The organism is Rahnella sp. GSA61A, assembly GCF_019969905.1.
Classification (GTDB): Bacteria; Pseudomonadota; Gammaproteobacteria; order Enterobacterales; family Enterobacteriaceae; genus Rahnella; species Rahnella aceris.
On sequence record NZ_JAHXYO010000040.1, the window covers coordinates 1 to 12548 of the forward strand.

At 47.9% G+C, this 12548-nt stretch carries 11 protein-coding genes, 1 tRNA gene and 3 pseudogenes; 7 read left to right on the forward strand and 8 right to left on the reverse strand.

Going from position 1 to position 12548, the window contains the following annotated elements; genetic code table 11:
* Positions 1-224, forward strand: a pseudogene (locus LC431_RS25905) (IS4 family transposase); the annotation flags it as partial.
* Positions 225-384: 160 nt separating this feature from the next.
* Here the strand turns inward: LC431_RS25905 and tsaD are convergent.
* Positions 385-1398, reverse strand: a complete 1014-nt coding sequence (tsaD, locus tag LC431_RS25910) for a tRNA (adenosine(37)-N6)-threonylcarbamoyltransferase complex transferase subunit TsaD (protein ID WP_013573947.1) — start codon at positions 1396-1398, stop codon at positions 385-387.
* A gap of 315 nt (positions 1399-1713) precedes the next feature.
* Between tsaD and rpsU the strand changes: the two genes are divergently transcribed.
* The 3 genes from rpsU (at position 1714) to rpoD (ending at position 5854) form a co-directional block, all read left to right on the forward strand.
* Positions 1714-1929, forward strand: coding sequence for a 30S ribosomal protein S21 (gene rpsU, locus LC431_RS25915; protein WP_001144069.1), 216 nt, complete (start codon positions 1714-1716; stop codon positions 1927-1929).
* A 135-nt stretch (positions 1930-2064) separates the two neighbouring features.
* Positions 2065-3813 carry a DNA primase gene (gene dnaG / locus LC431_RS25920; protein WP_013573946.1) on the forward strand — a complete coding sequence of 583 codons (1749 nt, stop codon included), beginning with the start codon at positions 2065-2067 and terminating at the stop codon, positions 3811-3813.
* A 202-nt stretch (positions 3814-4015) separates the two neighbouring features.
* Positions 4016-5854, forward strand: coding sequence for an RNA polymerase sigma factor RpoD (rpoD, locus tag LC431_RS25925; RefSeq protein ID WP_013573945.1), 1839 nt, complete (start codon positions 4016-4018; stop codon positions 5852-5854).
* Between the two features lie 60 nt (positions 5855-5914).
* Here rpoD and LC431_RS25930 read toward each other — a convergent pair whose 3' ends face one another.
* From LC431_RS25930 to mug, 4 genes are all read right to left on the reverse strand, one after another.
* Positions 5915-6325 (reverse strand): hypothetical protein, encoded by a 411-nt coding sequence (locus LC431_RS25930; protein WP_223510466.1) that lies wholly within the window; start codon positions 6323-6325, stop codon positions 5915-5917.
* A gap of 90 nt (positions 6326-6415) precedes the next feature.
* The gene (locus tag LC431_RS25935; RefSeq protein ID WP_013573943.1) at positions 6416-7018 is read right to left on the reverse strand and encodes a hypothetical protein; all 603 of its coding nucleotides are present in this window, start codon (positions 7016-7018) and stop codon (positions 6416-6418) included.
* Positions 7019-7098: 80 nt separating this feature from the next.
* Positions 7099-7590, reverse strand: coding sequence for a hypothetical protein (locus LC431_RS25940; RefSeq protein WP_041672991.1), 492 nt, complete (start codon positions 7588-7590; stop codon positions 7099-7101).
* Between the two features lie 278 nt (positions 7591-7868).
* Positions 7869-8372, reverse strand: coding sequence for a G/U mismatch-specific DNA glycosylase (mug, locus tag LC431_RS25945; protein WP_013573940.1), 504 nt, complete (start codon positions 8370-8372; stop codon positions 7869-7871).
* 141 nt (positions 8373-8513) lie between these two features.
* Here mug and LC431_RS25950 point away from each other — a divergent pair.
* Positions 8514-8590 (forward strand) — tRNA-Ile (locus tag LC431_RS25950).
* Positions 8591-8779: 189 nt separating this feature from the next.
* Here LC431_RS25950 and LC431_RS25955 read toward each other — a convergent pair.
* On the reverse strand, positions 8780-9001 hold the full coding sequence (locus LC431_RS25955; RefSeq protein ID WP_014341711.1) for a DNA-binding transcriptional regulator: 222 nt from the start codon (positions 8999-9001) through the stop codon (positions 8780-8782).
* 106 nt (positions 9002-9107) lie between these two features.
* Here LC431_RS25955 and LC431_RS25960 point away from each other — a divergent pair, with 106 nt between their 5' ends.
* The gene (locus LC431_RS25960; RefSeq protein ID WP_223510467.1) at positions 9108-9443 is read left to right on the forward strand and encodes a hypothetical protein; all 336 of its coding nucleotides are present in this window, start codon (positions 9108-9110) and stop codon (positions 9441-9443) included.
* A 15-nt stretch (positions 9444-9458) separates the two neighbouring features.
* On the opposite strand, the pseudogene LC431_RS25965 reads toward LC431_RS25960, so the two are convergent.
* Positions 9459-10325 (reverse strand): annotated as a pseudogene (locus LC431_RS25965) (contractile injection system protein, VgrG/Pvc8 family); the annotation flags it as partial.
* On the opposite strand from LC431_RS25965, the pseudogene LC431_RS25970 reads away from it, so the two are divergent.
* A pseudogene (locus tag LC431_RS25970) lies at positions 10321-10689 on the forward strand (Presumed portal vertex protein); the annotation flags it as partial. The pseudogenes LC431_RS25965 and LC431_RS25970 sit on opposite strands and share 5 nt — an antisense overlap.
* 70 nt (positions 10690-10759) lie before the next feature.
* Here the strand turns inward: LC431_RS25970 and LC431_RS25975 are convergent.
* Positions 10760-12193, reverse strand: coding sequence for an SEFIR domain-containing protein (locus LC431_RS25975; RefSeq protein ID WP_223510468.1), 1434 nt, complete (start codon positions 12191-12193; stop codon positions 10760-10762).
* Between the last annotated feature and the right edge of the window lie 355 nt (positions 12194-12548).

Below are 12548 nucleotides of genomic sequence, written 5' to 3' on the forward strand. Positions count from 1 at the left end.
TGCCTTATCAGCTGAGTTTTAGCGGTGCAGTGTCGGAGATATTACGGTTGTTAATCGGGCTGCCGTGGGCATCAGCGGGAGCCATCCCGGGTCATCTGAAGCATTTTTACAGCAACGCAGCGATGCTCAAACTGCCCTCGAGACGTGAGCGTGAATATGTCAGGGAAGTGAGAGAAAAAAGGTCGAAATATCCCTTAAAAAACAATGCCGGTCACCTTAAGTGACCGGCATTAACCTCAGGCGGGTCGTTTTTTATTGGTTTTTTTTCAGCTCAGCCAGCCTGACTGAGCGGGAGCGAGACAAGGCGTCAGGAGACCTGAAAGCGCAGCATAATTGAGTATGTGAGCATTTCGGGTCGACGCAACAACGCAGTCGCAGCCCCGCTCAGACTGGAGGAAGCTCCGCTAACGGCCAGCGAGGGCGAACGGTCACACCGAGATCAGGAGTTGCACCGCTTTTCAGCCGCACCATGCCTGCATACGCGATCATCGCACCGTTATCGGTACAGAATTCAGGACGCGCATAAAATACCTGGCCACCACGTTTTGCCATCACCTCAGCCAGTTTGGCGCGTAATGTGCGGTTCGCGCTGACACCACCGGCCATTACCAGCTGTTTAAAACCCGTCTGATCCAATGCGCGTTTGCATTTTATGGCCAGCGTATCCACCACCGCATCTTCAAAAGCGCGGGCAATGTCGGCATGTGTCTGCGGGTCGCTGTCATTGCCACGAATGGTATTCGCTGCGAAAGTTTTGAGGCCGGAGAAACTGAAATCCAGCCCAGGCCGGTCTGTCATCGGGCGCGGGAAGGTAAAACGTCCGGCAACGCCCTGAGAAGCCATTTTCGACAGCAACGGCCCCCCCGGATAATCAAGGCCGAGCAATTTAGCTGTTTTATCAAAGGCTTCACCGGCAGCATCATCAATGGATTCGCCGAGCAAGGTATATTCGCCAATTCCGGTGACGCTGATTAACTGCGTATGTCCGCCGGAAACCAGCAGCGCCACAAACGGGAAATCCGGCGGATTATCTTCCAGCATCGGTGCCAGCAAATGGCCTTCCATGTGATGCACCGGCACGGCAGGCACATCCCACGCAAATGCCAGAGAACGCCCGATGGTTGCGCCCACCAGCAACGCCCCGACCAGACCAGGGCCGGCGGTGTACGCCACGCCATCGATATCCTGAGCAGTCAGCCCGGCTTCTTTCAGCGCAGCCTGAATCAAGGGTACTGTTTTACGTACATGGTCACGCGATGCCAGTTCTGGCACCACACCGCCGTAATCTGCATGCAGTTTTACCTGACTATACAGTTGGTTGGCTAACAAACCGGCTTCGCTGTCATAAACTGCAATTCCGGTTTCATCGCAGGAGGTTTCAATACCCAGTACTCGCATCACTCTTTCCATCATGTTTTCGCGCTAACTCGCGGCGCGCAGTTTAGCACACAAGCTTCGGCGGGTGCTGCACCGGAGTGGGAATTCCTCGCTTCGCAGGCCAATTAATGTCGAGCAATTTTGATTGATTGGTATATAATCGCCGCCCGACGCAAAACAAGCGCACAATGTTGCAGAAGGGTTGCAGAAAGCGCCTGTTTCAATTTGCCGTTATACTTTACAAGACGACGCGAATTGGAGTAAAATTCCGCACCATTTTGAAATGTGCTGGTACAACATCAGCAAACAAACCGATTTTATCGAGGTGAGAGGCACATGCCTGTAATTAAAGTACGTGAAAACGAGCCGTTCGACGTAGCTCTGCGTCGCTTCAAGCGTTCCTGCGAAAAAGCAGGTGTTCTGGCAGAAGTTCGTCGTCGTGAATTCTATGAAAAACCGACTACCGAACGTAAACGCGCTAAAGCATCTGCAGTAAAACGCCACGCCAAGAAACTGGCTCGCGAAAACGCACGCCGCACTCGTCTGTATTAATCTTCGGGGGCAACCCCAAATCGCGTGATTTGCAATATTAAGAACGCGCAGACTGCGTAGTAGCATACGAAGGCCGTGCTTTCCGAAAGGAATGCGCGGCTTGTTCTCGTTTATAGGCTAGTGAGTAAGGGGCTTATGGCTGGGAGAATTCCGCGCGTATTTATCAATGACTTGCTGGCTCGCATCGATATCGTCGATTTGATCGACGCTCGGGTAAAGCTCAAGAAACAGGGTAAAAATTATCACGCGTGCTGCCCTTTCCACCATGAGAAAACACCCTCATTTACCGTAAATGGCGATAAGCAGTTTTATCACTGTTTCGGCTGTGGTGCCCACGGCAACGCCGTCGATTTCCTGATGAACTATGACAGGCTTGAGTTTGTCGAAAGCATTGAGGAACTGGCGACAATGCAGGGTTTGGAAGTGCCGTACGAAGCAGGCACCGGTCCGAGCCAGATGGAGCGTCATCAGCGTCAAAGCCTCTACCAGTTGATGGCACCGCTTAGCGAGTTCTATCAGCAATCACTTAAACAGGCTGCAGGGGCTCCCGCACGGGAATATCTTGCCCGGCGCGGTTTAAGTGAAGACGTCATCAGCCATTTCGCCATTGGTTTCGCCCCACCGGGTTGGGACAACGCATTAAAGCGTTTCGGTAAAAATGCCGATGATAAAGCGTCTCTGATTGATGCCGGTATGTTGGTCACCAATGACAATGGCCGCAGCTATGATCGTTTCCGCGAACGGGTGATGTTTCCTATTCGTGATAAACGTGGCCGCGTAATTGCCTTTGGCGGCAGGGTTCTCGGTGACGGTACGCCGAAATACCTGAACTCACCGGAAACCGAAATTTTCCATAAAGGCCGCCAGTTGTATGGCCTGTATGAAGCACAGTTAAAGCACCCGACGCCAGCGCGTTTGCTGGTGGTTGAAGGGTATATGGATGTCGTCGCACTGGCGCAGTTCGGCATTGATTATGCCGTTGCCTCATTGGGCACGTCCACGACCGCTGATCATATTCAGCTGATGTTCCGCAGCACAGACAACATCGTTTGCTGTTACGACGGTGACCGCGCGGGACGTGAAGCCGCATGGCGCGCACTGGAAACGGCACTGCCGTATCTTAATGATGGCCGCCAGCTGCGTTTTATGTTTTTACCCGACGGCGAAGATCCAGACACGCTGGTGCGTAAAGAAGGCAAAGAAGCGTTCGAACAACGTATGGAACAGGCGATGCCGCTGTCCACTTTCCTGTTTGATTCGCTGTTGCCGCAGGTAGATTTGAGCAGCCCTGACGGGCGGACCAAATTGAGCATGCTGGCATTGCCGCTGATCCGCCAGGTTCCCGGTGAAACGTTACGAATGTATTTGCGTCAGCAGTTAGGGAATAAGCTCGGTATTTTGGATGACAGCCAGCTGGAAAAGCTGATGCCTAAACAGGCAGAAAGTAGCAATGTCTATCAGGCGCCCCAGCTAAAACGCACAACCATGCGTATACTTATAGGGTTACTGGTACAAAATCCACAACTGGCTACACTTATACCCTCACTGCAAGGTTTGGAGCAAGCGAAGCAACCAGGACTGGATCTGTTCAGCGAGTTAGTAACCACTTGCTTAGCCCAGCCGGGGCTGACGACGGGCCAGTTACTGGAACTTTATCGCGACAATAAGTTCTACCAGCAGCTTGAAACTCTGGCGACATGGAACCACATGATCGTAGAGGACATGGTCGAGGAGGAATTTCGCGCCACGTTAGCCAGCCTGTATGACTCGATTTTAGAGCAACGGCTTGAAACTTTGATTGCAAAAGCCAGGACGCATGGCCTGAGTCCGGAGGAACGGACCGAAGTCAGTTCCCTGAATCAGGTGTTAGCGAGAAAGAGTTAACAAGTTAAATAACAAGAACATAAAAAGTAATGCGTCAGGCGTTACTACTAAAAAACGGCTTAAGTGCCGATATAAAGCGGGGCACGGCCCTGCGCAGAGCCGCCCTGGTGGGCCGCGGCACAATAAACGCCCCTAACGTTATTGTTGGCGATGTTACCCGACCGACACCAACCCAAATACTCTGAAGTGTGGATACCGTCTTATGGAGCAAAACCCGCAGTCACAGCTTAAGCTACTTGTCACCCGTGGTAAGGAGCAAGGCTATCTGACCTATGCTGAGGTCAATGACCATCTGCCGGAAGATATCGTCGATTCCGACCAGATCGAAGACATCATCCAGATGATTAACGACATGGGCATCCAGGTACTTGAAGAAGCACCGGACGCCGATGATTTGATGCTGGCCGAAAACCGCCCTGATACCGACGAAGACGCTGCAGAAGCGGCGGCGCAGGTACTTTCCAGCGTTGAATCCGAAATTGGCCGTACCACCGACCCTGTGCGTATGTATATGCGCGAGATGGGTACCGTTGAGTTGCTGACCCGTGAAGGCGAAATCGACATCGCCAAACGTATCGAAGACGGTATCAACCAGGTTCAGTGCTCCGTTGCTGAATATCCTGAAGCTATCACTTATTTGTTAGAGCAATATGACCGTGTAGAAGCTGGCGAAGTCCGCCTGTCTGACTTGATCACAGGTTTTGTTGACCCTAACGCCGAAGAAGAAATCGCACCAACTGCGACTCACGTGGGTTCTGAACTGACCACCGAAGAGCAGGATGATGATGATGAAGACGAAGATGAAGACGACGATGCTGAAGACGACAACAGCATCGACCCGGAACTGGCTCGCCAGAAGTTCACCGAACTGCGTGAACAGCATGAAGCGACGCGTCTGGTCATCAAGAAAAACGGCCGTAGCCACAAGAGCGCAGCAGAAGAAATCCTGAAGCTGTCCGATGTGTTCAAACAATTCCGTTTAGTGCCAAAACAGTTCGATTTCCTGGTTAACAGCATGCGTTCCATGATGGATCGCGTTCGTGCTCAGGAACGTCTGATCATGAAAGTGTGCGTTGAACAGTGCAAAATGCCGAAGAAAAACTTCGTCAATCTGTTCGCCGGTAACGAAACCAGCGATACCTGGTTTGATGCTGCTCTGGCAATGGGTAAACCCTGGTCTGAGAAGCTGAAAGAAGTCACCGAAGACGTACAGCGCGGCCTGATGAAGCTGCGTCAGATCGAAGAAGAAACTGGCCTGACTATCGAACAGGTAAAAGACATCAACCGTCGCATGTCTATCGGCGAAGCGAAAGCCCGTCGCGCGAAGAAAGAGATGGTTGAAGCAAACTTACGTCTGGTTATTTCGATCGCGAAGAAATACACCAACCGTGGTCTGCAGTTCCTTGACCTGATCCAGGAAGGTAACATCGGCCTGATGAAAGCCGTTGATAAGTTTGAATATCGCCGTGGTTATAAGTTCTCAACTTATGCGACCTGGTGGATCCGTCAGGCTATCACCCGCTCCATCGCCGACCAGGCGCGTACCATCCGTATCCCGGTACATATGATTGAGACGATCAACAAACTCAACCGTATCTCCCGTCAGATGCTGCAAGAGATGGGCCGCGAGCCGACGCCGGAAGAACTGGCTGAACGTATGCTGATGCCGGAAGACAAAATCCGCAAAGTGCTGAAAATTGCGAAAGAGCCAATCTCCATGGAAACGCCAATCGGCGACGATGAAGATTCGCATCTGGGTGATTTCATCGAGGATACCACCCTCGAGCTGCCACTGGATTCTGCAACGTCTGAAAGCCTGCGTTCTGCAACACATGACGTTCTGGCTGGCCTGACCGCACGTGAAGCGAAAGTTCTGCGTATGCGTTTCGGTATCGATATGAACACTGACCACACGCTGGAAGAAGTGGGCAAACAGTTCGACGTTACCCGTGAACGTATCCGTCAGATCGAAGCGAAAGCGTTGCGTAAACTGCGCCACCCAAGCCGCTCCGAAGTGCTGCGCAGCTTCCTGGACGATTAATCGTTCTCTGGTTGTCAGTCACGAACAGAAAAGCCCCGGCAGAAATGCCGGGGCTTTTTATTACTGGTTTTCTAAACTGACATTCACCCAGGCAGTATTATCCGGTAATGGAATAAGCCCGCTGCTGACACCCGTCAGACCAAATACTTTAGACGTCGGTGAATCAGGATGGAAATCCAGGTAAAATGTTTGCGCAAAACTGAGCAATACATCTGTGCTATCTGCTGATTCACAGGCATCGATATAAACGTTACCCGTATAATCCGGCGGGAAAATACTTTTCACATTTAAATAAAGCGTATCACCATTTACATAAAAGGCTTTGGCTTTATCACCGATAACCGGCCGGTCATTATCTCCCTGAAAGGCACCATGAGAAATAATAAACAGATTTTCACTCTTTCCTAACAACCGCAACTCAGAATGAAATATTTTGTAACTCGACTTAAAAACTGACTGGTACTGTGCCATTGAAGCACTGGCAACATGTTCCAGTTCCGGATCATCGGTACAGACGATAAGAATCATAATATTACTCCGTAAGTAAATTAAACTGATGACTCAGCCAACAGACCAGGTGTTATCATTTTTCAGCTGAACATTCAGGTTGTAAGTATTCGGCGCAAACTCAAGCTGCTGCTTATTGGTAATCTGACCAATATCAAGCACCTGACCCGGCGTATAATTACCAAAAGTGATCCAATAAGTTGGATGCGGCGTGAAGGTCAGGTTGATGTTCGGCTGTGCCTGAACAACAAAGGTACCCGCCCCCGACATACCGACCCCGACAGAGGCCTGATTCAGCGGTAAACTGCTGTCGTTCGTGACATACAACGTACCGTTCTTTCCGCCGGTGGTCTGTTGTTCGAATTCAAACGCCCCCTCGGAATAGCTCAGCGTCACCTGATTATTGTTCGTCAGGCTGGCAGGAAGGGTTTGAGAGGCATCGAATTTCACACCGGGGATCAGCACACCGGTTTCATCCCAAACAAAACTGTAATCAATTCCCCAGTCAAACTGCACTTTGGTTTTTGGATGTGCCACTTTGGAGAACCACGCCAGTGACATCACTTTGGGATCGGTGATATCCGGAGAGGTTTGATAAATACAAATTGCACCGGTATTTACAGAGTTGTTTGCTACAGTGACAGAATATTGAGTCATAATATTTACCTTTTATATTAAAATGAATGAGAAAATAATTGTGTGTAGTCTTTGCCTTCTCTTAACTTCCTCGACCTCCTTTACAGACACGCGTTACGTGATTTAATTAGCCGGATACTTCGCATCGTAATACCAAAAGTTTGTGTGAGTAGTTTTGCCGGAATATCTTCTTTCATCGCCACTTGCATTGCTGCCCGGCGAATAGCGATAAACACCCCCCAGTTGGATGGCGTATCCAGATATCCAGAAGAATCAATTTTTTTATAAATTCTGTTATATTTATTTTGCGGGATATTGATCCCGTAGATCTGATAAAACTTCTCTGCCTCTTTGGGCATGTATATTTTTCTCCCTCCATGGAGATGAATAAAATGAAATAATCCGGCGAAACCACCATGTTCAGCAAATTCCGATGCTATCCAGGGCATCACCGACATGATGCAGACGCTGTTTTTTTCACAAAAGCTGATTAATCTTGCTTCTCTTTCTGAATGCCGGAGCGGTAGTCCTGAAAATAGTTCGAACCATTCCTCCAGATTTTCCTGTCTTTCTTCGGTTTCAACATTAGCCATATCTCCTGCTCCTGAAGAATCAAACTGCCTGACTACTTTGCTGCTCACCCCGAATGAGGCGATGGAATAAGTTTTAGTTCAGTTGAGCGCATTCACACGGGGGAAGCATTCCTCTTACATTAAATATGCAAATGTATTCAGGTGGGGTTCAGAGAGTATAAAGCTGCTTTAATAGCGAAATAATTTGGTAAATCAACCAAAACCAAGACGATTATTAATAAAATAATCATCATGGCGAGATTTTATATCAGAGGGAATAATAAGAGGAGGTGACGGGATTATGCTGTGTTTTCTAATGATAAGAATAGTTCACGGTATGCGGATACCAGTTCATCCAGCGTCGCCCGGTTCAGGCCGCTTGGGTTAGGCAGCACCCAAACTTCCGTGTCACCGATTTTCAACGCCTGACGTCCCCAGTTCACCTTACTGATGCCAAACGCTTTACTGAATGCCTGTTTGCCTAAAACAGCCAGCGCACGCGGCTGATAGTATTCAATTTTTGCCATCAACGCTGCGCCCCCTTCGCGCAACTCATCACGAACCAGCTCCGTTGCCTCAACGGTCGGACGTTCCACCAGCATGGTGATCCCGCAATCTGTATCCAGCAAATGCTGTTCTTCTTCAGGCTTAAGTAAACGCCCGGTAAAACCCGCCTGATAGATAACCTTCCAGAAGCGGTTATTGGCATTAGCGAAATGGAAACCATGATGAGCAGTGGATAAGCCGGGATTGATGCCGCAAAACACGACAGAAAGATCCCGGGCGATAATATCTGTAATCATTATTATCCCTTAAGATGTATTTACCTGAGTTATAGGTAAAAACGCAGTGAACACAACAGACTAAAACTGTGCACAAAACGCGCATACAAACCGAAGACATATAGACCTGTAAGCAGAGTTTACCGTATAATCCCGCACCTCGGCCCTTTAGCTCAGTTGGTTAGAGCACGCGACTCATAATCGCTTGGTCGCTGGTTCAAGTCCAGCAAGGGCCACCAAATTTTAGCTTTAAAATCATATGATTAAGCCACTTTTCGCATAGTGGCTTTTTTATTTCCTGATTTCAGTGGCGATGGAATGGCGATGTATTTTTCAGAAATGAGAACATCCTCCCCTCCCCCTTCTTTTCTTCCCTGACAGATAACATAAAAAAACCCGCTTTCGCGGGCTTCGTTTTTGATGTCTTTTCAGTGCATCTGGAGAGATTGCTGCTGATGTTTGTCAGGGTGCAACTGAACGGCATGAACTGTTCCTGGCTCAACGATGATGTCAGCAATCGACTCATGTGTTTTGAATGTACAGCTGCAATTAATATTCTGACATTGGTGATAGCGCTCTTTAGTGTTGAGGCTCAGGTAACGACTTGAACGAGCGTGAGCGGCGTGCTGGCATTTCGGGCAGTGCATCATGATAATCACCATGTAATCATTTTAATCAGATGCAATCATTGTATGTTATTTCAAAAATCATACACTCGCTATTACAGTGATTTACATTAAACACAAGGGGGTTGCTATGGGAGTCGAATTTCATATAACGCGGGCTGAGTTTTGGACTGAGAATGAAGACAGTCGGATAGCCAGCGAAGAATGGATGAATGTTGTTAATAACGATCCAGAGCTTTCGATATACGAGAAAAATGGTGAGTTTTTCGCGTTATGGTCTGGTGAAAACGCTTATCCAGAATCATGGCTTGAATGGAATGATGGCAATATCTCAACGAAATGGCCTGATACCGCTTTGTATTTGAAAATGCTACAAGTTGCCAAAGTACTAAATGCAAAAGTTATGGATGATGATGGTACTGAATACTCTTTACCTGGTGAGTGGGAGTTTACGCCGAAATCCTGATTTGCGAATGAGGCGTTAATACGCCTCGTTACTCTCTGTAGCTTCATAGTTCACATCTGACAGCAACACCTCCAGATATAACGTCGTCACAAATCCGCTGCCGTCCAGGTTGTGCGTCACCTTGCTGATGATCCAGGACTGTGCGTCGATCACGGATTTAAAGCCCGACACCGCCACCGGCGTCTCAGGGAATAAGTCCGCCCGCCCGCGAGCCAGGGAGATTGAGAATTCGGCGACACCGCGCTGGAGTTTGTCCCATTTCGCCTGCGCTGCCCGCATCGCGGCCTTTTGCGTAGCGTAGACCGTCGTCAGTGCAAACACGTTTTCATCACTGCCCACCAGGTATTCTCCCTCTTTCGCCTCCGGCGTTTTCTGTGCCTTCACCGTGGTCTTTTTGGCTGCCGGATGTTGCAGGGCGCGCAAATGCTGTTCTTTTTTCTTCCGCTGCACCTTCACCTTTTTCGGCTTCGGGTCTTTGGTATGCAGCCAGGTGGCTGACACGCCGGTATAGGCATCACGGTCAGCAAGAGTAAAGGTGTGCCCGTCGCCGTCGCTGCGGGTCAGCGTCGTTTTCGGTATCGGCTTGCCGCTGGCGGTCACGGCAGCGCCGGGTTTGATAAACAGCAGCTTTCCGGCCTTGATGGCGACAACCCCGCCGTTCAGCTCGGCCAGACGGGTAATGAATGCAGCATCGTTTTCCTGCGTCTGGTCGATATGCGATACCTTCACCCCTTTAAACGCCTCCGCGACAGCAGGCTGGAGGTCGTTTCGCGCTGCCACGGTGCTGACAATCGCCTCCAGCGTCGTGTCGTGATAGGAGTGATCGCGGCGGGAATTCAGGCTGCCGCGATAGTCCGCGCTGCGGGCGCGCAGCGTCATCGATCAGATGCGTAAGGCGATGCGCGATACAAAAGGACTGGGGAATTTCCGCAACCTGTTCATGTACGCGCCGAATGGCAAGCCGGACGGGATCAAGATTCTGCCGCTGAGTGAAGTCGCGACAAAAGACGATTTCTTCAACATCAAGAAAGCCAGCCAGAACGACCTGCTTTGCGCGCACCGCGTACCGCCGCAGATGATGGGGATCATTCCGGAGAACAGCGGGGGGTTTGGTGATTCGGTTAAAGCGTCGCAGGTGTTTGTACGTAATGAGCTGACGCCATTGCAGGAGCGGTTTAAGGAGTTGAATGCGTGGTTTGGGAAGGAGGTCATTAAATTTACATCATACGAACTTACGGCAGAGTAACTATAAAGCCCCGCAGTGTGGGGCTTAAAAATATCTTTTATCGCAAGCTGTGTTAATGCGTGCTTTGTTGTTATGCTTTCGTTGCAAGTTGCTCATACCCCATTAGCCTTGAAGGGCTAAATGATTCGGATTCCCACTTTGGTATTCTTTGACGATCTGTTTTATAAGCCGCCATCAACTCATTAAGGTCTGATGGTTTATCTATATCCAGAATACATTTTACCTTCTCAAAGTATGACTTAGATGAAGATCTTGCGAAAATTTCAAATGCACTATGAAAACGACGAACATATAGTAAAGTGTCTGGATACCAACGACTATACTCTTCTTTATGTAAATCACCCCTTAAGAATAGTATAAAGTCTGCCTGCATTAAATAACGAAATTCTATACCGGAACTTTTACTTCTTTGTTCAAGCAAGTCCGAGTGAATAGATAAACGTCTTAATTCCAATCTTCTATTTCTATATTCTAATGATGTTAAGTAATCCCTAAATACTTCGTATCCAGCCATTACATCATTTCCATGTTCAGATGCTTCAATGAGATAGTATTGCTGTGTTAATAAAACATTGACCGCAGAAAATCTTTCATGCTTTATGAATATGGCGATCGTGTATAAGAAAAGTTCGTGAATGATGAATTTAAAATTATCGGAGTCCCATTCTCTATAAAAGGTAACATTATCTGGCCTGTTCATATATGGTATCAGAGCCTCCAAGAAACGATGCACTCTAAGTACATTTTCCTCTGTTGGTGCATACTGTGCTAAAAAGATAATTAATGAAATAACTTCGTTTCTATATGGAATAAACTTATCTAAACTATCAATAACCTGATCATCAAACTCACCTACTTTTTCGGTGATTCTAAACTTCTCAAGGTTACTGGTGAAGGTTGAAAAGTACTCATCTAATGAACCAGAGGCAAATGGTTTATTTTCTTTAATCGCTGATAATGCTCTTTTATACAATGATGTTGTCCCAAGTGAAATCCCATCTGATTCATCCAAAAAAGAGGGGCGCTTTCCTATTTCTCGTCTCGTATATAGAGGCTTATCATATATCCATCGCAATAATTTATCAAAATTTTCGGTATAGATATCAGGGCTGCTTAGGTCAATGTAAATTCGTGATTTATAATATGTTGGTAAGAATGCTTCGCCTTGTGAATCTTTTTCTGAAATGATCGCTACAAATTTCCCTTGCTCCTGATTTTCATAAACTCTCCGTGAGATAATTTGAGTTTCAGTACCAACACCGCCAGCCCGTCCATCGGCCTTAGATGCGTAAATTTCGTCACATATTATGGCTACCTTAGTTATCTGAGGATCTGTAACCATCTTTTCCATGAAAGCAACAGAATCATGACCTTCTTTTAGATCCCATTTGTCAAGAATCACATGAACACCAGATTCTGTTAGCTCGTTGGCTAAATCAATTACCCACTGTTCATGGGTTGGATTAGACCAACTGTAAGAAATGAATAATTTCGGGTTTTCCATTTTGCGTAGATCCTTAATAAGGTAATTGTGCCGTAATCAGTAGATATAATTCTTATACTCCAAGACGATCACAAGTCAACTTGGTTATTTGAGCTTATCGAATATTTCAATAAAGACGCCGGTGATTTGAGTGTCCTAATCAATGCCAATGCATTTTTCAAGGATACGTACCGACTCTCACCATTATCAACAGTCACCTCCGCTTTACACAGCTGCCTCAGAGAGCATTTGACCTGCTCCCCGTTGATTAATACACCACGATGTTAGTAATGTCTTCATAAGCCACATGAGGACATCCCCATGAAGAAGCGTTTTTCCGACGAACAGATCATCAGTATCCTCCGCGAGGCTGAAG

Bases quoted from the DNA above. Each gene is read 5' to 3' on its own strand.
- tsaD (WP_013573947.1), bottom strand. From the start codon at position 1,398: ATGCGAGTACTGGGTATTGAAACCTCCTGCGATGAAACCGGAATTGCA.
- rpsU (WP_001144069.1), top strand. From the start codon at position 1,714: ATGCCTGTAATTAAAGTACGTGAAAACGAGCCGTTCGACGTAGCTCTG.
- dnaG (WP_013573946.1), top strand. From the start codon at position 2,065: ATGGCTGGGAGAATTCCGCGCGTATTTATCAATGACTTGCTGGCTCGC.
- rpoD (WP_013573945.1), top strand. From the start codon at position 4,016: ATGGAGCAAAACCCGCAGTCACAGCTTAAGCTACTTGTCACCCGTGGT.
- LC431_RS25930 (WP_223510466.1), bottom strand. From the start codon at position 6,325: ATGGCACAGTACCAGTCAGTTTTTAAGTCGAGTTACAAAATATTTCAT.
- LC431_RS25935 (WP_013573943.1), bottom strand. From the start codon at position 7,018: ATGACTCAATATTCTGTCACTGTAGCAAACAACTCTGTAAATACCGGT.
- LC431_RS25940 (WP_041672991.1), bottom strand. From the start codon at position 7,590: ATGGCTAATGTTGAAACCGAAGAAAGACAGGAAAATCTGGAGGAATGG.
- mug (WP_013573940.1), bottom strand. From the start codon at position 8,372: ATGATTACAGATATTATCGCCCGGGATCTTTCTGTCGTGTTTTGCGGC.
- LC431_RS25955 (WP_014341711.1), bottom strand. From the start codon at position 9,001: ATGATGCACTGCCCGAAATGCCAGCACGCCGCTCACGCTCGTTCAAGT.
- LC431_RS25960 (WP_223510467.1), top strand. From the start codon at position 9,108: ATGGGAGTCGAATTTCATATAACGCGGGCTGAGTTTTGGACTGAGAAT.
- LC431_RS25975 (WP_223510468.1), bottom strand. From the start codon at position 12,193: ATGGAAAACCCGAAATTATTCATTTCTTACAGTTGGTCTAATCCAACC.